The sequence below is a fragment of the Rhizobium sp. 05N49 genome, from assembly GCF_056396805.1.
Window position 1 is genome coordinate 55,170 of sequence record NZ_JBFTME010000025.1, and the last position, 17,252, is coordinate 72,421.

The 17,252-nt window shown below is 59.3% G+C and carries 18 protein-coding genes and 4 pseudogenes; 12 read left to right on the top strand and 10 right to left on the bottom strand.

The genetic code is table 11. From position 1 onward, the window contains the following. Positions 1–299 precede the first annotated feature (299 nt). Together AC1DF8_RS31640 and AC1DF8_RS31645 are read left to right on the top strand one after the other, a co-directional pair. Positions 300–1,178: an SDR family oxidoreductase gene (locus AC1DF8_RS31640; protein WP_478156560.1), complete on the top strand. Its 879-nt coding sequence runs from the start codon at positions 300–302 to the stop codon at positions 1,176–1,178. Positions 1,179–1,224: 46 nt separating this feature from the next. Continuing rightward, complete coding sequence (locus AC1DF8_RS31645) at positions 1,225–2,394, top strand: zinc-dependent alcohol dehydrogenase (RefSeq protein WP_478156561.1); 1,170 nt, start codon at positions 1,225–1,227, stop codon at positions 2,392–2,394. 252 nt (positions 2,395–2,646) lie between these two features. On the opposite strand, the pseudogene AC1DF8_RS31650 reads toward AC1DF8_RS31645, so the two are convergent. The 4 genes and pseudogenes from AC1DF8_RS31650 to AC1DF8_RS31665 form a co-directional block, all read right to left on the bottom strand. Beyond that, a pseudogene (locus tag AC1DF8_RS31650) lies at positions 2,647–2,931 on the bottom strand (PIN domain-containing protein); the annotation flags it as partial. A gap of 86 nt (positions 2,932–3,017) precedes the next feature. Beyond that, positions 3,018–3,233 carry a DUF3072 domain-containing protein gene (locus AC1DF8_RS31655; protein WP_112543659.1) on the bottom strand — a complete coding sequence of 72 codons (216 nt, stop codon included), beginning with the start codon at positions 3,231–3,233 and terminating at the stop codon, positions 3,018–3,020. A gap of 525 nt (positions 3,234–3,758) precedes the next feature. Then, a pseudogene (locus AC1DF8_RS31660) lies at positions 3,759–3,878 on the bottom strand (integrase); the annotation flags it as partial. Positions 3,879–3,948: 70 nt separating this feature from the next. Next, the gene (locus tag AC1DF8_RS31665) at positions 3,949–4,842 is read right to left on the bottom strand and encodes an NAD(P)/FAD-dependent oxidoreductase (RefSeq protein WP_112971391.1); all 894 of its coding nucleotides are present in this window, start codon (positions 4,840–4,842) and stop codon (positions 3,949–3,951) included. Between the two features lie 194 nt (positions 4,843–5,036). On the opposite strand from AC1DF8_RS31665, the gene AC1DF8_RS31670 reads away from it, so the two are divergent. Continuing rightward, positions 5,037–5,690, top strand: a complete 654-nt coding sequence (locus tag AC1DF8_RS31670) for a TetR/AcrR family transcriptional regulator (protein ID WP_478156600.1) — start codon at positions 5,037–5,039, stop codon at positions 5,688–5,690. 342 nt (positions 5,691–6,032) lie between these two features. Here AC1DF8_RS31670 and AC1DF8_RS31675 read toward each other — a convergent pair whose 3' ends face one another. Both AC1DF8_RS31675 and AC1DF8_RS31680 read right to left on the bottom strand, forming a co-directional pair. Continuing rightward, entirely contained in the window at positions 6,033–6,449 is a 417-nt protein-coding gene (locus AC1DF8_RS31675; protein ID WP_478156562.1) for a PIN domain-containing protein, read from the bottom strand. Beyond that, positions 6,446–6,697, bottom strand: coding sequence for a FitA-like ribbon-helix-helix domain-containing protein (locus tag AC1DF8_RS31680; RefSeq protein ID WP_113207785.1), 252 nt, complete (start codon positions 6,695–6,697; stop codon positions 6,446–6,448). The genes AC1DF8_RS31675 and AC1DF8_RS31680 overlap by 4 nt, the downstream gene beginning before the upstream one ends. Positions 6,698–7,425: 728 nt before the next feature. On the opposite strand from AC1DF8_RS31680, the gene AC1DF8_RS31685 reads away from it, so the two are divergent. Together AC1DF8_RS31685 and AC1DF8_RS31690 are read left to right on the top strand one after the other, a co-directional pair. After that, a complete protein-coding gene (locus AC1DF8_RS31685; RefSeq protein ID WP_478156563.1) occupies positions 7,426–7,719 on the top strand; it encodes a hypothetical protein in 294 nt (97 codons plus the stop codon). Next, the gene (locus AC1DF8_RS31690) at positions 7,719–8,117 is read left to right on the top strand and encodes a gamma-glutamylcyclotransferase family protein (RefSeq protein ID WP_478156564.1); all 399 of its coding nucleotides are present in this window, start codon (positions 7,719–7,721) and stop codon (positions 8,115–8,117) included. The genes AC1DF8_RS31685 and AC1DF8_RS31690 overlap by 1 nt, the downstream gene beginning before the upstream one ends. A 23-nt stretch (positions 8,118–8,140) precedes the next feature. On the opposite strand, the gene AC1DF8_RS31695 is transcribed toward AC1DF8_RS31690, so the two are convergent. From AC1DF8_RS31695 to AC1DF8_RS31705, 3 genes are all read right to left on the bottom strand, one after another. Then, a complete protein-coding gene (locus AC1DF8_RS31695) occupies positions 8,141–8,326 on the bottom strand; it encodes a hypothetical protein (RefSeq protein ID WP_478156565.1) in 186 nt (61 codons plus the stop codon). Between the two features lie 54 nt (positions 8,327–8,380). Next, entirely contained in the window at positions 8,381–8,551 is a 171-nt protein-coding gene (locus AC1DF8_RS31700; RefSeq protein ID WP_018114003.1) for a hypothetical protein, read from the bottom strand. A 99-nt stretch (positions 8,552–8,650) separates the two neighbouring features. Further along, a complete protein-coding gene (locus tag AC1DF8_RS31705; protein WP_112971398.1) occupies positions 8,651–8,860 on the bottom strand; it encodes a cold-shock protein in 210 nt (69 codons plus the stop codon). A gap of 2,077 nt (positions 8,861–10,937) precedes the next feature. Here AC1DF8_RS31705 and AC1DF8_RS31710 point away from each other — a divergent pair. The 7 genes and pseudogenes from AC1DF8_RS31710 to AC1DF8_RS31740 all read left to right on the top strand — a co-directional run bounded on the left by AC1DF8_RS31710 (position 10,938) and on the right by AC1DF8_RS31740 (position 15,999). Beyond that, positions 10,938–11,183, top strand: a complete 246-nt coding sequence (locus tag AC1DF8_RS31710) for a hypothetical protein (protein WP_478156566.1) — start codon at positions 10,938–10,940, stop codon at positions 11,181–11,183. A 25-nt stretch (positions 11,184–11,208) separates the two neighbouring features. Beyond that, positions 11,209–12,263 (top strand): annotated as a pseudogene (locus AC1DF8_RS31715) (fatty acid desaturase). Positions 12,264–12,420: 157 nt separating this feature from the next. Next, positions 12,421–13,506 carry an extracellular catalytic domain type 1 short-chain-length polyhydroxyalkanoate depolymerase gene (locus tag AC1DF8_RS31720; protein ID WP_478156567.1) on the top strand — a complete coding sequence of 362 codons (1,086 nt, stop codon included), beginning with the start codon at positions 12,421–12,423 and terminating at the stop codon, positions 13,504–13,506. Positions 13,507–13,661: 155 nt separating this feature from the next. Further along, entirely contained in the window at positions 13,662–14,531 is an 870-nt protein-coding gene (locus AC1DF8_RS31725) for a transglutaminase family protein (RefSeq protein ID WP_478156569.1), read from the top strand. 220 nt (positions 14,532–14,751) lie between these two features. Continuing rightward, entirely contained in the window at positions 14,752–14,961 is a 210-nt protein-coding gene (locus AC1DF8_RS31730) for a cold-shock protein (protein WP_113207778.1), read from the top strand. A gap of 166 nt (positions 14,962–15,127) precedes the next feature. Beyond that, entirely contained in the window at positions 15,128–15,349 is a 222-nt protein-coding gene (locus tag AC1DF8_RS31735) for a hypothetical protein (protein WP_113207777.1), read from the top strand. A gap of 173 nt (positions 15,350–15,522) precedes the next feature. Next, positions 15,523–15,999 (top strand): hypothetical protein, encoded by a 477-nt coding sequence (locus AC1DF8_RS31740; protein ID WP_113207776.1) that lies wholly within the window; start codon positions 15,523–15,525, stop codon positions 15,997–15,999. A 67-nt stretch (positions 16,000–16,066) separates the two neighbouring features. Here the strand turns inward: AC1DF8_RS31740 and AC1DF8_RS31745 are convergent. Then, positions 16,067–17,218 (bottom strand): annotated as a pseudogene (locus AC1DF8_RS31745) (site-specific integrase). Positions 17,219–17,252 lie beyond the last annotated feature (34 nt).

Sequence of the window (17,252 nt, forward strand, 5' to 3'; positions counted from 1 at the left end):
GATCAGCATCGGTTGGTTCCTTCAAATGCTCGTTGCTTGGAACATTGGCGTTGAAGCGAAGTTCAGCAAGACCCATCGACCGGAGACGATGATGACAATCCGACTTCCCCGACCGTCACGACACTGGACCAATGCAGCGACCATCGTCTCGTTCGATCAACGCATCTTCCTGCCAAGGATGTCCCATGACCACGAAGATTAGACGCCGCTCGGTGCTCGCGGCCGCCTCCGCGGCCTTGGCGTCATCCGTCTTTCCAGCATTTGCCCAATCAAGCGCCAATCGATCAAAGGAGCCGATTATGTTGCAGGATCCGACGTCCAAGTATCCTAAGCCGCCGTTCGAAAGACAGAAGCAGCCGTTCCCCGGCCTGGCGGGCAAGATGAACCCGAAGCCCGACCATGGCGAGAACGCCTACAAGGGATCGGGTCGTCTGGCCGGTCGCAAGGCGCTGATCACGGGTGGCGATTCCGGCATGGGCCGGGCCGCCGCGATCGCTTACGCCCGAGAGGGCGCCGATGTTGCGATCAATTACCTTCCCGACGAGGAGCCCGATGCCAAAGAGGTCATCGCCCTGATCGAGAAGGAAGGACGCAAAGCCGTTGCATTGCCCGGCGATCTTCGTGAGGAGGCATTCTGCACCAAGCTTGTCGAGGATGCCGCGGCCGCGCTCGGCGGCCTCGACGTCCTCGTCAGCAATGCGGGACGACAGCAGCAGGCCGGCGCGCTCTCCGACATAACGAGCGAAGCGTTCGATGCGACGATGAAGACCAACATCTACGCCATGTTCTGGCTGACGAAGGCCGCGCTCAAGCATCTCAAGCCGGGATCGAACATCATCATCACGACGTCGGAGCAGGCCTACGATCCCTCCGAGGATCTGGTCGACTACGCAATGACCAAGGCTGCCGGCATGAACTTCACCAAATCGATGGCAAAGCAGCTCGGTCCGAAGGGCATCCGCGTCAACGGCGTGGCGCCGGGGCCGATCTGGACGCCGCTGCAGGTTTCTGGCGGGGCGACCATGGAGAAGCTGGAACAGTTCGGCGGCAAGACGCCGATGGGCCGTCCGGGACAGCCGGCCGAACTGGCGTCGATCTATGTGCAGTTGGCAGATCCGTCGGCATCCTATGCGACGGGGCAAGTCTACGGCTCGGCCGGCGGAAGTGGCCAGCCCTGAGAGACGCGGGACAAGAGATATTACTCCTGGAAGAGGATGACATAACATGAAAGCTTTGACCTGGCACGGCAAGCACGACATTCGCTGCGAAAGCGTTCCCGATCCGGTCATCGAGGATGGCCGCGACGCAATTATCAAGGTAACCGCCTGCGCGATCTGCGGATCGGATCTGCATCTTTACAACGGGGTGATGCCCGACATGCACAGCGGCGACGTCATGGGTCACGAGACCATGGGCGAGGTGGTCGAGGTCGGCAAGGACAACAGCAAGCTGAAGGTGGGTGACCGCGTCGTCGTGCCCTTCACCATTTCCTGCGGCGAATGCTTCTTTTGCAAGCGCGGCTTCTTTTCCGGCTGCGAGCGGTCCAACCCGAACCCGGAGAAAGTCACCAAGATGTGGGGCAACTCGCCGGCCGGCCTGTTCGGTTATACCCATCTGCTTGGCGGGTTCAGCGGCGGGCAGGCGGAATACCTGCGGGTGTCTTATGCCGATGTCGGCCCGATCAAGGTGCCGGACGGCCTGACGGACGAGCAGGTGCTGTTCCTGTCGGATATTTTTCCAACCGGCTATATGGCGGCCGATTTCTGCGACATTCAGCCAGGTGATACGATCGCGATCTGGGGCTGCGGGCCGGTGGGCCAAATGGCAATCAAGTCGGCGTTCATCCTCGGAGCCGAGCGTGTCATTGCCATCGACAGCGTGCCGGAGCGGCTGGCGCTTGCCCAAAAGTCCGGCGCCATGACGCTCGATTATCTCGAGGAAGATATCTATGACCGCATCATGGAACTGACGCACGGTCGCGGCGCCGATGCCTGTATCGATGCGGTTGGCACCGAGTCCGATCCTTCCGCAAGCTGGGATGCCCGACTGGACCGTATCAAGGTGGCGACCTTCATGGGCACCGATCGGCCCCATGTGCTGCGCCAGGCCATCCATTGTTGCCGCAACTTCGGCACGGTATCGATCGTCGGTGTTTATGGCGGGTTTCTCGACAAGATCCCGATGGGATCGGCAATCAACCGCGGCCTGACCTTCAAAATGGCCCAGACCCCTGTCCAGCGCTACCTGCCGCTCCTGATGGAGCGGGTCCAGAAGGGCGAGATCGATCCATCCTTCATCATAACGCATACGGGGGGTCTGGAAGACGGGCCGGATCTCTACAAGACTTTCCTCGAGAAGAAGGATGGCTGCGTCAAAGTCGTTCTCAAGCCTTAACGGGGCAACCATGGCGATCGAATAGGTTCCGTGTCTGTTCAATCGGCGGCGCAACTCTGCTGCCAGCCGATTCCGTTTAATCGCGCGTTCGCAAGCTCGGGAGTAGACGATTGCCGGTCACGGCACTGCGCTCTCGTGGAGGATCGCATTTCTTGACGCCTCCTCTGGGCTGACGTCGCCGTCGTTGCGGCGACGGAGCAGCGCGCTGATAACCGCGCTGTAATCGAGCGGCTTTTGAAGGACGATCTTGTCCTACGCCGGCATGTTCCAGGGATTGATCACAGTTGCGTCGGTCTCCTCGAAGTCCTTGACGTTGCGTGTGACGAGGATCAGGTCGTGGATGATCGCGGTCGCGGCGAGCAGCCCATCAATATCGCCCCGCGGACGGATCGCTGCGATCCGACCCCATTCCACGGCGATCTGGTCAGTTACCGGCAGGATACGATCGCCGTGGTCCCGGCGTAGCTTTCGCAGCCACTCGGTAAGGTGAGAGGCGGCTCTCGGGTCAGACTTTTGTTTCAGCGCGATGCCGCGCAAATAGAGCAGGGATGGGATCTATCTGGCGCAGCGCTTCGGTCGGCAGATGCAATTGCCACCTGATGATGCGCCACGCTGTGGATGCGTCACGCCAGGTCTAGCGACTGCTTGAGTTCGTCAATGCGCTTGGAGGCTTCCGCTTTCGTCAGATCCTCGCCGTAAGCGTCCGGTTGATGCGCCTGTTCCGATAGGGTCTTCAGATAAGAGCGCTGCGCACCAGTCATCGGCTCGTCGCCGCTGACCCATTCGTCCGGGTCCTTCTGCGTGTTGGACGACATATCGGTTTTCGGGTTGCCACTCATTACGATCTCCTTCAATTTGTTCTGCAAAGGTTCTTTGGCGGCTGATGGTTCCCATGTCTGTTCAATCGCGGGACGCAACTCTGCTGCCAGCCGCTTCCGTTTGATCGCGTGTTCGCAAGTTCGGGAGCGGACGATTGCCGATCATGGCGTTGCGCTCTTCTACGAACCAGGGGCCAGGGGCCATCGGCTGCCTTGATGCAATTGGATTATCCCACCGGTGCCTCAACGGGCGTTTTTACAAGGCTGCGCTTCGAACGGCAGGGACGGCTTGCTCGCGGACCTCTTCGAACCGACTGTAAGACAGGACGTCAGATGGTCCCTGCCGACCTCGTCAGGCATGGAAGCTCCCGAACGGATGGCGGCTTGCCAAGCCGTTCCACGTTCCCACGCCTCGTTTCTAAACAAGAGCAAGGTCACAGGCTCGCCTTGTTTGCAGGAGGGCTTCAAACAGCACTGCCGCTTGTCGCGATCCGGATCGGCCGCACGTTTCTCCGGCACAGATGGTGTGCGAGCGGCCAGTCCTCATGCTTCGAGGTGAGCGAGATCGGACGTGAGCGCTCTAGATGTATAGTCGCCCATGCCTCGTTCGACGGGCTTCAGGGTCTCCACGTCTTGGTCGGTTAGCAGCTCTGCGAGGGCGTCTTTCGCATGGGCCTCGGCAGCCTGCGGTTTCCCGGCAATAGCCCGCCGCGCCCGAAGAAAGGTATCTGCGCTCTCAAGCCAGCATCGACTGCTGGGCGGAAATCCCTGCCGTCGCGCCCTGCGATATTGCCGTAGTGACCGAGTTCATGGCCGGATTTGCGAGATCGCCGGCGGCGTAGATGCCCGGCATGCTGGTCTCGCGACGCTCATCGACCTTAAGGGCGATGCCGAAGGGCGTATTGACCGTGGCGAGGCCCAATGGCTCATGCAGGCTTGAGGACGGCTTGTTGCGCGGATGCGCGAACAGGATATCTACGCCGGCATTGCGGCCACTCTCGAGATTAACGGTGGTGATATGGCCCCGGTGATGGCCGATTTCGGCGATCCGGCCATCGACGACAGGTATGTTGCGGCGCGCCAGATCGGCACGGATATCGGGTGAAATGTCATGACCATCGGCAAAGACAGTCAATGTGTCAGTCCAGTCGTGATACAGCCTGACGTAATTGTGCGACGTTGGTCCTGACCAGACGAGGCCCCAATGCTGGTCGGCGAATTCAAAGCCATCGCAGTAGGGGCAGGGCACGATCGAGGTGCCCCAGCTTTGGACAAAGCCGGGAACATCAGGCATCTGATCGGCGACGCCGTAGCTTAGGATGACGCGGCGCGCACCGAAGCTTTCGCCATCGCCAGTGCGGACGGAGAAGTTGTCGATGGGGCCGGAGATGGTGTCGGCCCGGGCATTGACCAAATTGACCGTGGGATAACGCGTCAGTTGCCGCCGCGCCTCGGCCAGGATGTCCAGCGGTGGCTTATGATCGTGGCCGAGTAGGCCATGCGAGTGGCCGGCGAAGCGATTGCGCGGCAGGCCGGTATCGAAAACGGTGACCTTGCGTCGGGCGCGGCCGAGCTGCAGGGCGGCGGCGAGGCCGGCAAAGCTGCCGCCGATGATGATGACGTCATCCATGGTGATAAGCTCCGTGTTGTGTATGCAAGAGGTTGGGCTGAGTCTGGCGCAATATCATCCAGCGATGCGCACTCGATATGGATGGGCGGCCAAGGAGACCTGATTTGACGGACATTATAAAATCCACTCTTGGAAATTCGGAAACTGTGTAGTATCGTAATTCGAGAATAAAGATACTGTCAAGGACTGTAATTATCGTGCCCGAAGAAAACGTCCGCGCACGGCGCGGCCGGCCCGCCAATGAGGCGCTTGGCCAAACCATAGTCGACGCCGCGGGCGAACTCTTTGCTGAATTGGGTTTCCAAGCGACGACATTGGACAAGGTCGCCCAGCGAGCGAAGATATCCAAGCTTAGCATCTACAGGCACTTCGAGAACAAGGAGGCGCTGTTTGGCGCGGCCTTTGCGGCCCGCTGCCAGCAGTTAATACCACAGGCGCTTTTTGAAGGCGTCGACGGTTCGGCCGAGGATCAGCTCATGGCGGTGGGATCATCGCTGCTTCGCACGCTGCTGCGCCCAGACGTCCGCAACGTGGAAGCAATGGTCACGGCCGACACGCCGAACCAAAAGTCGCTAAGCAAGATCCAATACGAAGCCGGCCCCGCCCATATCATCGCCCAGGTCGAGGCCCTATTGCGTCAGTTGCACGCGAAGGCGCTTCTGAACGTGCCCGATCCGCTCTGGTCCGCCCGCTTGTTTGCCGCCCTTTTCAAAGGATCCGATCTCCTAATTATCGCGCGTTTCGATGAGGCAAGAGCAGAGGACGATAACGAAATCGAATCCTATTGCCGATCGGCCGTCATCATGTTCATCGCAGCGCACGGTGGCAGCGACCACGCAGGCGGATAGCCTAGCCAAGAACGGACGTTGGCCGTGGCGCGATCGAACCTGAAACGGTGGTGGCCCGAACAAACAAGAAGCCTACCGATAATGCTGGCTTGCTGCTGCTTGGCCTCCTTCCGAGCTGCAAGCTCTGCTTCCAACTGCCATCCTCCCAAGGGACTAATCACAGGTGCGTCGGTCGCTTCAAAGTCCTTGACGTTGCACGTAACGAGGATATGTGGTGGCTGCGGCACGCGAGCAGCCGGTCAATATCGCCTTGAGCCCGACTGCCGCGATGCGGCCTCATGCGATGTGATCGGACGCGACCTACTTCGCGGCGATGAAATTAGCGTCACGTGATTTAAGGCCTTACTGCCATGGGTTTATGATCACCAGGCCGACGCCCTCGAAGTCGGCAACGTTTCGAGTTGCCAGCGCGGCGCCGCGAGAAACCGTGATGGACGCAATCTGGGCATCGAATTGGCTGATCGGGCGACCTGCCTTGCGTCTTTCCGTTGCAATTGAACCGTAGACGTCTGCGGCCTCCCGATCGAACGGCAGCACACGACCGGCGAGATCTTGGGTGAAGATTGGTAGGATAGCCGCCTCAAGTTCGCGCCGGCTGGGACCGTCTGGGAGCAGGCGTAGCCCGTAGAGGATCTCCGCTTCGGTAACGGTCGTCGTGAAAATGGCAGCGGGAGACTGATCCGCGAGCCAGTCGACAACTGCGGGCTGTGGAACCGGCAAGAGCAGTTCAGATATGATGTTGGTGTCGAGGACGATCATGAAGCCGAAAAATCCAGAGCCTCACGGATCGGTGCACGCGTCGGAAGTTCCAGTTCCACGCCGCCGAGCGGCTGCAGCCGCGCACGGATGGTCGCGGCGAGGTTTTCAGCGGATGTTTCCTGTTGAGCTAACGCCATTTTCAGGATGTCCCGTGCCTCGTCTTCCATCGATCTCCCGTGGGTGGCAGCGCGGATGCGCAGCCTCTGTTTCAACCGATCGTCGATGTTGCGAATGGTCATACTGGCCATACTGAACCGCCCAAGATCCATCTGGCAATGGAGGGCTGCCGAACCGATGTTTTCCTATTCGAAATCCCTCACTATCAATAACCTGTACTTCTCGCTGCGGTCGAACCTCACAGCTGAGCCCTGGCAGAGCTGCGACTTTGAAGTTGATTCTGGGTGAGGCGACTGCAAAGCTATCGCCGTCGCGAGCATAAGGGAGCCGGCGGCCCGTCAGCAGCCGTACATTGGAGACCGGCGGCGCTGTATTTGCCGCGTCTAGAAGCTATGGTCTGTCGAAGGGCGCGAAACCCTCTCGTTCAAGTTCTTTTTGACTCACATCCTGGGGTACGTGAACGTCGATTAGCGGCCCGTCGGTCACGATTCCCGCGCCATCCGTCCAGCCGCTTGGACTGGCAATGCATGAGCTTGCTGCAAATGCGGCGGTCCATAGCGCGCTCTGTCATTCTGAAGGCAGCCTTACGATCAACTGGCGACAGGCAGAAGACGACGGGCTAATCATCGAGTGGGACGAGCTCACTAAACGCAACGCTGAGCCACGGAAGGGCTTCGGTACCATTCTGCTGAGTGCAGTGCTGGAGAAGCAACTTGGCGGGAAAATAAGCCGGGAGTGGCGGGACCGGGGCCTTCACATCGCTGTCGAGCTGCCGGCGCTAAACCGTGTCGGCGCCAGCCTAAGATCGAAACCTTGAACACGAACTATTCCACGTGACGCCCCATTGCGGAGAATGAAGTTGAACACTGAAGTCCGAAATCTACGGGAACTCGGGGAGCACGAAGGACAGGCTGTTCTGGAACGCCTTGCTGTCACGCTGGAGCGAACCGCAAAGTGGGCGGCTGACGAAGGAGACGAGGCACTGGAACTGGTCATGGCTTCGATGGGATGGGCTCTCCTGTCTGCCGCGAGCGAACTCTCGTCCAGCAAAGACAGCCTCCTTGCCGAAGATGTCGCGATCCGCGCGCTCAGTCTGATGACGACGTTCCATTGCAGGCACCCGCAGTATCCCCTCGGCCCGGCGCTGCATTGATGAAGGTATTCATCTACGGCACCCTCAAACGCGGCTTTCCGCTCTTCGACAAGGGCCTTGGTGGGGCTCGGTACGTCGGCGACGTAGAGACAATCGAACCGTATCCTCTTTATATTGCGGGCTCGTTCTACGGCCCGATGATGCTCGAGCGCCCGGGCGAGGGGCTGCGTGTTCGCGGTTGTTCGACATCGACGAAGATCGGCTTCAAGTTCTCGACGAAGTGGAAGATGTCGATAACAAATCCAGCTGTCGCAGTCCTGTCGCAGTCGCGCCGGTCGGGGGAGGGATACCGCCAACGGCAATCGGAGACACGAAGACGGAGAAGTGGCTTGATCCGATCCAGTCCGACTACCTGGCGGTTACCAGGAGAGGCGATTCGAGCAGTAGCTTTAAGGTAAGGGATAATCGGGAGTGTCTCAGGTCAGGCGCGAAAAGTCGTTGTCGCTGCGTCTTCCGTCTCATTCAGCTTTTTCAGCAAGGACATGAGATGATCATTGCCCTCCCGCGGAACAGCGCACACCGGCAGCCTGCGCAGCTGGCGCGAGGCTTCCTCGTACTTGGCGTAGTTGGCTCTCAACTTGGCAAGTGCTGCAGCAGATTCGGTCATGCGAACTTAGCCACTCGATGTTGACCTCCCTTTGCTGTTGCGATTTCCGGGCTGTCAGCTTTTTCGAGAACCCCGACGGCTGCTATCGGCCTTGCCCTTTGCCGACGATGTCTTGGCATCATAAGCCTGGCCAAAGTTTGTGCCGCCAAGATGGCCGCCGCCACTGGTGTTCTTCACCTGGCGCACTGCCCTCTGTATCTGCTGTTCGGCGCTGGTCTTTTTCATGTGGGATTCCTTTTCAACAAAAAGAAGGCCGAGGGCATCCCTCGACCTTTCGACATGCGGTCAATGCCAGCACATCCGTGGTCAAGGACCGATTATCGGTCAGGCTGCCTGAAGATTTTCGGCAGCGCTTTTGCCTGAGCGGTCATCGGCGACGATGTCGTAGCTCAATTTCTGGCCCTCTGAGATGAAGCTCATCCCGGCGCGTTCTACTGCGGAGATATGAACAAAGATGTCCTTGGAGCCGTCGGTCGGCTGGATAAAGCCGAAGCCCTTGGTGGTGTTGAAAAACTTTACGATGCCGGTATTCATGACGATTATCCTTTCAATCGCACGATTAGTCGCTGTCCGGCGAGAGCCGCCGACAGTCATTTGATCGATGTCTGAAAGAAAAGATCCGCCAGCTGCGCTCAAGCGCAAAGCAAAGCTCTAAAAGCAAATTCGATAACCGATACATAACCTCAATGTTACGTTGCGCAAGGGCGCGGAGGCATTTTATATTTTTACGCTGTGCTCAAAAAATCAGGAGCAGGCCTCACCGTCGGGACTTTCCTGATGCTGAGACCGGGCATATTTAGTACTAAATAAACCCAAGCAGGCCTGGCCACCACGGTGATCCGCATTCCAATCATGACCCAGTAGCCAACAAAGGCTCACTCCCTCAGGAGAAGAGGCGCCGGCAACGGCAAGCGCAGAGGACGTGGCCGTTCATCACCAACCGCGAAAGCGCTAGCGATCACGGTTTCGCTTGGGTCGCGCCGATCAAACCAGAGATGCGAGCAAGCGTCCCGTTGTGGAGGGCCGGCAGCGGCACGACCACCATGCTTTTTGACAGGAAACCGGGCCGATCTCCTCCGCCCTGTGGTGGCTGGGCAGCGGGAAGGGGTTCCGCAAACATTCGTCCTGCCGCTGTCAGACGGTAGGTCTGAGAGCCGATCTCGCCCCTGGATTCGATCAAGCCCTGGTCCTGAGCCTCGAATGCTGTCTTCAGCCCGGCGTGTCTAGGGGTGCTGCGCCATTCTGCTTCATCAAGGTGTTGCAGGAGCCTTGCGAGCAGGTTCGCGCGTGTCGGCGAATTCCGGAAACGTTCGACCCATCCGAACGAGTAGAAGCGTGAATGGCTTGGGAAGCGTTAGCCCTCAAGGCGCTCCTCCGTCGTCCAGGCGGGAGCACTTGGTAACCCTCAGCCGCCACTGCCTTGGAAGTCGTGCTGTTCCGGATTATGGAGACCCCGCGAGAAAGCGCAAGCGGACCGAAAGGTTTGTAGCGAACGCACGAGGTCGCGCCGCCCGGGTTACCCGCCTTTGCAAGCCTTTCGACAGGGTAAGCTTCGTGATTGATCCGGGGACGGTCAGCCGAATTGATTCGCTAATGTTCTGGATATGTGAGCAGGTGGTGATTGCCCGGTGCGGCCCGTTCCTGGGGACCGACCTCTGAGCTTTTTGGAGCCCGCAAAGCACCCCTTTTGCGGGCTCCTTCCGTCGGCGCAGGGCTGCAGCGTCAGGCGAGTGATTGGCCCATCAACAAGTTGAAGAGAAGGGCGATCGCAGGCGGCGCGTCAATTAGGGAGGCGCCATGGTTGCCGGTGCTTCGAAGGTTGCTTCGACGGCCTGTCGGAGCTTTTACATCGCCCTCTTCAAAAGAGCCGACGTAACTCAGGCTCTTGTTAAAGCGGAAATTGTACCCATATATCTATAATCGACCAATGATTGTCATCTCGAGCTGGAGCATGGCTCCATCCCGATTTCCTTTCAAATGATCGATCTGTCTGGCAAGTGCCGGGGACACGACGGGTTTAGCCGTTCCCGTGAGCGTCATTTTCTTTGTTAGCGGCCTTACCCCAAACAGAAGGAGGACAAGATGTCTTCCAATCAGTATCCTGCGTGTGTGTCGCAAAACCTCGTGCGAACAAGTGCATCCGGCTATCATGAACAAACAATGATTGCTGACTGCATGTTAAAGAAGGTCTTCGTGCGAAAGCTGCCTCTGGCGAGCATGAGCCCCTTTTCCACGTCTCAGTGGAAAGCCCGAGCGCCGACGACGGCATAAATCGTGCCGGAATGCGCAACCTCTCAACAGACGAAGTCAAAGCGCAGCAAGCTGACAAGGCCGTAACTGGGACCCCCGCAGAAATAATCGAGCGGCAATTAGGCGATTTGTGGCCATAGCTTTTGCTCACCAACGAAGGAATCATAATGAACTCTACATTCCGCCAATCTGCGGACAAGCTTTTTCGCGCTGCCGAGGCAGGCTCAAACGCGGAAAAACTCAGGACTCTGCGAAAGGGAATGCAGCTACGACAGCGCGAGCTGCGAGAAACAGAGCGCACCGTCAGGGAAGCCAGCCGGGTCAATGCTCAGTCTCCTTCTGCAACGTGGAGGACAACCCCTTGACCCAGTTCGACTACACCGGCGTGGCAGGCCTGTATCCGGGTAAATCTCTCCGCGGGAGCAGGGGCCCACGCTACCGGCGTTTTCAGACAGCCGCCGAGGCTCTGCGTTTCGCGATTGAAGACATGCCCGGCGCACAGCAACTGGGTTCTCTCCTCGAAGTCGATGAGGCGCGGTTCGACCATAGACAGATCCGGGCACTTTACGACGCGCCGGCGTATCCGCTGGTACGCCGCATCAAGTAATCCCCCGTCTGCCGGCTCTTGCTACATGCGGCGCTTATCCCAAGAACGCAATAGGTATAGTTTGACCTCAATTAAACCGCCGGCCAGCCCAGGCGCTGATCCCGAATCGGCTTGGCTCAAGATCATCGCCGGCTACCGCAAGCCCGTGTTGGCGCGAAGCCTGTACGAGCTTGCCGTGACCCTCATCCCGTTCGTGCTTCTGTAGGCGACTGCGGCGATCGCGCTGCAGTTCGGATACTGGATTGGCCTACTCCTGATCATTCCTGCGGCTGGCTTTTTGCTACGCATCTTCATGCTGCAGCATGACTGCGGGCACGGTTCGTTCTTTGGCAAACGACGCCTGGACGATTGGACCGGCCGCGTGCTCGGAATCCTGACGCTCACACCCTACGACTACTGGCGACGCGCGCACAACGAACATCATGCCTCTGCCGGGAACCTGGATGAGCGCGGCGTTGGCGACATAACGACCCTCACGGTATCAGAGTATCGCAATCTGACCCCGATGGGACAGCTTGGCTATCGCTTGTATCGCAATCGTTCGTAATGTTCGGGATCGGCCCCGCCTTTCTGTTTCTCCTCAAGCAGAGGCTACCGTTCGGGATGATGCGCTCGGGCGCACTGCCCTGGGTCTCGACCATGGCAACGAACGTCGCCGTTACCGTGTTGACGGCGTTATTAATCTCGAGCGTCGGGATTATCCCGTTCCTCTTGATCCATCTGTCGATCGTCCTCATTGCGGGATCCGCAGGCGTCTGGCTGTTCTACGTCCAGCATCAGTTCGAGGATACGCACTGGTCGAGACCACCAGACCCTTACGCTGCCATGCATGGAGCCTCACACTATGATCTGCCGCGCCCCTTGCGGTGGATGAGCGGTAACATCGGCATGCATCATATTCATCATCTCTCCAGCCGAGTGCCGTTTTATCGGCTGCCTGAGGTGCTTCGAGACCATCCCGAGCTTGCAGATGTCGGCCGCATCAGCATTCGCGACAGCCTGGCCTGCGTCAAACTTGTTCTCTGGGACGAGAAGACGCAGCGACTGATTTCCTTCGAAGAGATGGAGATGAGCGTATGATGATAGCCTTTTGCTGGCCTGGTTGCTCTTGTCGCTGTTGCCCACGTTGAGCAAACGGCTTGCTTCCATCACTACGGGTCTTGCAATTGTGCACCGCAGCATTACCTAGGAAATCCGGGACGTCAGTTGGCTTTCCGCGAGCAGCGAGGAAGCCCCTGTGAGAAGTCTTTCGGATACTTTGCAGCGCCTGCAACGGTTTCGCACCCCGCCGACCATGCCCACGGGTTCAAACCGGTTGGAGAAGCTGCAGAACCAAACCGCTAATCCCGGCGATCTCCTAGGGTGGTATCGTGTTCCCGGATCCGCGGATGCATCACGACCAATCCCGCTTGTAGTCGTCTTACACGGTTGCACGCAGACGGCTGCCGGATACGATGCCGGGTCGGGATGGTCGAAGCTGGCCGACGGATTTGGCTTTGCTGTCCTGTTTCCGGAGCAAACCCGCCAGAACAACCCCAATCTCTGTTTCAACTGGTTTTCCGACGACGATATCCGGCGCGACGGTGGCGAGGTCCGCTCGGTCCGTGAGATGATCGGCGTGATGATCTCCAACCACGGCATCGACCCTACGAGGGTGTTCATCACGGGACTGTCGGCTGGCGGCGCCATGGCGAATGCCATGCTTGCCGCCTATCCGGAAGTGTTTGCCGGAGGAGCGATCATTGCGGGCCTGCCCTATGGCGTTGCCTCAAGCATCCCAGAGGCGTTCGACCGGATGCGCGGCCACGGTCTACCCCCTCGCGAACGACTTCAGCAGCAACTTCGTTCGGCGTCAGCGCATGCTGGACCCTGGCCGAGCATATCCGTCTGGCATGGTACGAATGACAAGACCGTGGACGAGATCAACGCCCAGGCCATTATTGATCAGTGGAAAGCCATACACGAGGTTATCGATCGACCTTCGCGGTTTGACGTCATCGACGGACACAAACACCACGTCTGGACAGACAAGACTGGCTCGGACGCCATTGAACTCTACCGCATCGGCGGCATGGGCCACGGCACTCCTATCGACACTTCAAGCGGCTACGGCTCGCAAGCACCGTACATGCTCGACGTTGGCATCTCGTCGACGGAGCACATCGCCCGCAACTGGGGTCTCACGCCATCCTTTGAGCGTCATGCGCATCCCGAGGCCGCGCGCGAAAGGCCCACCGGGGGAGCGAAGTCTGATCGCAAGATCACGAATAACGTCCAGGACGTCATAGAGAGTGCGCTGCGGTCTGCCGGGCTCATGAAATGACGCATCCTGGCGACTAACGGCCAGCCGGACGGTCGCGAGCTGCACGTTCTTATCGGATCTGCACCTTCCCAATCCTGGCTGAGCTTGTTGGCGGCGCGAAGAACTGGCGATACCTGACCATATCCCCCTGGGTTTGTTCTGTGCGAGGAGCGGCAATGCCAAAACTTTCCATATGCCACCGGACGACCTACAGCTACCGATCTCCGGTTCAGCTCTCTCCTTACCGACTATTGCTGCGACCGCGCGAGGGACCGGAAATCCTGCTGCTAAGTCACGACATAGCCTTTTCGCCCGAAGGCAGGGTTTCCTGGACAACCGATGTTTTCGGAAACGCGATTGCGACCGTGACGTTCTCGAAAGCGACGCAACGGCTCGAGATCACAAGCCGTGCGGATGTCGACCTGACATCGGAAGCCTGGCCGGTGTTCGACATCGCTGCGTCAGCCGCGAGTTACCCGTTCCGATACGATGATCAGGATTGGAAGGACCTGGGGGCCCTAAGGGACGTTCAGTATTCCGATCCTTCCGGCGAATTTCACCAGTGGGTCAGGGGCTTCGTCATGGCGGAGCCGACCGATACGCTCTCGCTGTTGAAGGATCTCAGTGCAGGTGTTTCGAACGGCGTTGCCTATCAGGCACGCGATACAGAGGGAACACAACCTCCGCTGCAGACCCTTGGCCTACGGTCGGGGAGCTGCCGGGATCTTGCGATGGTCCTTGTCGAAAGCGTGCGGGTGCTTGGCATCGGGGCGAGGATCGTGTCCGGATATCTTTATGATCCGGCGTTCACCCTCATCGGTTCGTCGCCGGGCGGCTCGACCCATGCGTGGGTTGAGGTGTTCCTTCCCGGTGCAGGATGGATCGCGTTCGATCCGACAAACAGGAGCATGGGTAGCGCCAACCTGATTCCCGTAGCAGTCGCGGGCGATATTACCCAGCTCTTCCCCGTGTCGGGAACGTTCATCGGTTCGGCAGATGCCTTCATGTCGATGGACGTTGCCGTGGACATCTCCTTCACTGCCTGATGAAGCGTGAACGCAGGTCTAAGCATTGTTCTCCGCAGTGAAGCTGAGTTTAATCCGGCGCGTCTCTTGTAAAATCCTGACTTGTACCCATATATGGATTATCGACCATTGCTTGTGATGTTGGCCCGCAGCTTCGCTCCCGCCGGATTTCCTCAAATCATCGATCTTATCCCGCAAGGCATCGCGGGAACCACAACGATTGCTCTGAAAGGAAATCGTCATGAATACTGGTACCGTAAAATGGTTCAACTCCACCAAGGGCTTCGGCTTCATCCAGCCTGACAACGGTAGCACGGACGTGTTTGTCCATGCGTCTGCTGTCGAGCGCGCCGGAATGCGTTCGCTCTCGGATGGCCAGAAGATCTCCTACGAGGTTGTCCAGGACCGCAAGTCCGGCAAAAACTCGGCCGAAAATCTTCGGGCAGCTTAGGGATTTCATTCGCTGCGCTGACCACGGATGTACTGGCAGCAGAGCTGAGTGACTGTGGAAGGTCGGGCTAGCGCCCGGCCTTTTGTTTTCTGGTCGTTCTTTTCGGGCTGACCACAACCGTCGACCGCTTGGATGCGTCCAAGCCGCAGACCGAAAGACGATCATCATGACCATGACCAAGCCGGCATTTTTCAAGCCCGAAAAGGTTTCCGCGCGAGACAAGGCTGCGACCACGAGTGACGTCGCGCGGCAGATCATTGAAACGGAAGCGGCTGACCGGACCCGCAAAACCGCGCGCCTGCGCCAGCTGCGCGAAGCCCGGCCGATCGAGCTGAAACCGGTCCGTCCGACACGACGCCGAAAGCCACCACTATCCGCAGCAGCGTGACGAGGAACTTGCCAGCGGGATGATCTCGGAAGTCGGACCGACACGTTAACGGAAGGAGAGGATATGCCTCCCACTCACAAAACTGTTTCGCCAAGCTATTCCAGCGCCGCTCCAACAATCGTCGCCGTGATCAGCTTTGTTTTTGTTCTATTCTTGATCACGGAGGGCTGGATGTGGTGAACATAACCGGCATGAAGCAGTCTCTTTTGCGCAGGCTTCTTAAGAGAGCGGACTATGCCACGCTTGACCTGAAGCCCGAGGCGGGAGCGGACCACGCGGCGGAGACCACTCTCATCGAGCAGATCCGGGCCGGCATGATCGCTCCCGAGGATTATCCCGCGTCTACGAGCACAGGCGACGCGCAAGCGGGGGGCGAGCAGGCAAGTTCCCAGAACGAGATGAACCGTACGCGGGAGGGGTTCGATACGGAAGAGCAGATGGAATTCGCCGTGAGCTCCAACGGCGACCGCTGGTTTCTGTGCTGCCAGAGCAAGGGTGACGCCGCCTTCGTCCTGCATCGCGCCAATCTGGCGTCGGGCGCGCACGAGACACGCAGATCCGTCGACGCATTCCTTAATCTAAAACCCATTGGGCCTGAACATGAGGCCCTGCGAGCGCTGCTCAGACGATCGATGGAAGCAGGATCCTGAGACATTGAACAACGTTTCTGACTTGAGCGGTCACCGCTCTGACACAGAACGCAGCCGAGTGGGACGTTTATAGCATGCGCGCAGCCCGGCCGCTCCGCGTCGTCGCACTGTTGTAGTAGCTCGACGCCTGCTCGACGGATCGATGGCGAGACTGTTCCATCGCCTCGGGGAGCGGGATGCCGCGATTGGCTGCCTCCGTCAGATAGCCAGAGCGCAATCCATGCGCCGAAAACTCCCCCGCCTCGAGCCCAGCCATCGCCACCCGCCGCTTGACGATGTCATTGACCGCCTTCGGATCAAGCGTTCGGCGGGACACATTGCCCCAGCGGTCGATCGCCCGAAACACGCTGCCGCTGTCGGTCTTGGCGGCGGTCAGCCAGGCGTTCAATGCCTCCACCGGCCGGCCGGTCAGATAGACGACCTCGTCTTGGCTGGCGCCGGAATTCTTCGTCCGGCCAAGACGGATGGAGAGCGAGGGGAGGGGGCTTCCGTCCTCGGCTGTTACCGGCGTCGATTGTCAGCTGCTCCTTGCGCAGGCTGGCGACTTCGCTGCGCCGGCGGCCGCCGGAGGCGAAGGCGACCATCAGGATGGCCCGGTCGCGGACGGCGCGCAGGTCGCCGCCACCGCAGGTCGCCAGCAACTTCGCCAGCACGTTACCGGTGATTGCCTTGGCGCTCTTGCGCTTTCGCGGCCGCGGCACGGCGCGCACGGCGAGACGAATGGCTGATTTCAGGGCAGGGGAGGCGAAGGCACCGGTCAGACCACGCCATTTCGTCAGCGTCGACCAACTGGCGAGACGCCGGCGAACGGTATCGGGTGCATGCGGACCGGTCGATCTGAGAAAGCCCCGGTCGCGAAGCCCTTGTTGGACATTGGCTGGCATGCCGTGGTGCGGATCGGTGTCTCGCTTTTTCGGGTCCCACAGATGATGGGCGACGAATTTCAGGAGCAGCGCCTCTGGCGCGGGCCAGGGCAGGGAAGGGCCGGTGGCGGAAAGCGACCAGGCCTGCAGATAGGCAAGTCGGAGGTCAGAGCCCGCAGCGTATTATCGCCCGTGCCCTTGTTGACCAGATGCCGCAGGGTTTCGACGTCCTGGTCGGTCAGCAGCTCGGCGAGCTCGTCACGGCGCTCGATTGGCAGGACAGCGGCAATGCTATCGAGGTCTTCGGCGCGATGCGCAACGTCGGTCTTATCTCTGCCTGCGGGCTTAGTGATCATTTTCCAGCGGACCCAGAAGGACAATTCCCTCGTT

Excerpts from the sequence above, each read along its gene's own strand:
- AC1DF8_RS31640 (WP_478156560.1), top strand. The coding sequence starts at position 300 with ATGTTGCAGGATCCGACGTCCAAGTATCCTAAGCCGCCGTTCGAAAGA.
- AC1DF8_RS31645 (WP_478156561.1), top strand. The coding sequence starts at position 1,225 with ATGAAAGCTTTGACCTGGCACGGCAAGCACGACATTCGCTGCGAAAGC.
- AC1DF8_RS31655 (WP_112543659.1), bottom strand. The coding sequence starts at position 3,233 with ATGAGTGGCAACCCGAAAACCGATATGTCGTCCAACACGCAGAAGGAC.
- AC1DF8_RS31665 (WP_112971391.1), bottom strand. The coding sequence starts at position 4,842 with ATGGATGACGTCATCATCATCGGCGGCAGCTTTGCCGGCCTCGCCGCC.
- AC1DF8_RS31675 (WP_478156562.1), bottom strand. The coding sequence starts at position 6,449 with ATGATCGTCCTCGACACCAACATCATATCTGAACTGCTCTTGCCGGTT.
- AC1DF8_RS31680 (WP_113207785.1), bottom strand. The coding sequence starts at position 6,697 with ATGGCCAGTATGACCATTCGCAACATCGACGATCGGTTGAAACAGAGG.
- AC1DF8_RS31690 (WP_478156564.1), top strand. The coding sequence starts at position 7,719 with ATGAAGGTATTCATCTACGGCACCCTCAAACGCGGCTTTCCGCTCTTC.
- AC1DF8_RS31695 (WP_478156565.1), bottom strand. The coding sequence starts at position 8,326 with ATGACCGAATCTGCTGCAGCACTTGCCAAGTTGAGAGCCAACTACGCC.
- AC1DF8_RS31700 (WP_018114003.1), bottom strand. The coding sequence starts at position 8,551 with ATGAAAAAGACCAGCGCCGAACAGCAGATACAGAGGGCAGTGCGCCAG.
- AC1DF8_RS31705 (WP_112971398.1), bottom strand. The coding sequence starts at position 8,860 with ATGAATACCGGCATCGTAAAGTTTTTCAACACCACCAAGGGCTTCGGC.
- AC1DF8_RS31725 (WP_478156569.1), top strand. The coding sequence starts at position 13,662 with ATGCCAAAACTTTCCATATGCCACCGGACGACCTACAGCTACCGATCT.
- AC1DF8_RS31730 (WP_113207778.1), top strand. The coding sequence starts at position 14,752 with ATGAATACTGGTACCGTAAAATGGTTCAACTCCACCAAGGGCTTCGGC.
- AC1DF8_RS31735 (WP_113207777.1), top strand. The coding sequence starts at position 15,128 with ATGACCATGACCAAGCCGGCATTTTTCAAGCCCGAAAAGGTTTCCGCG.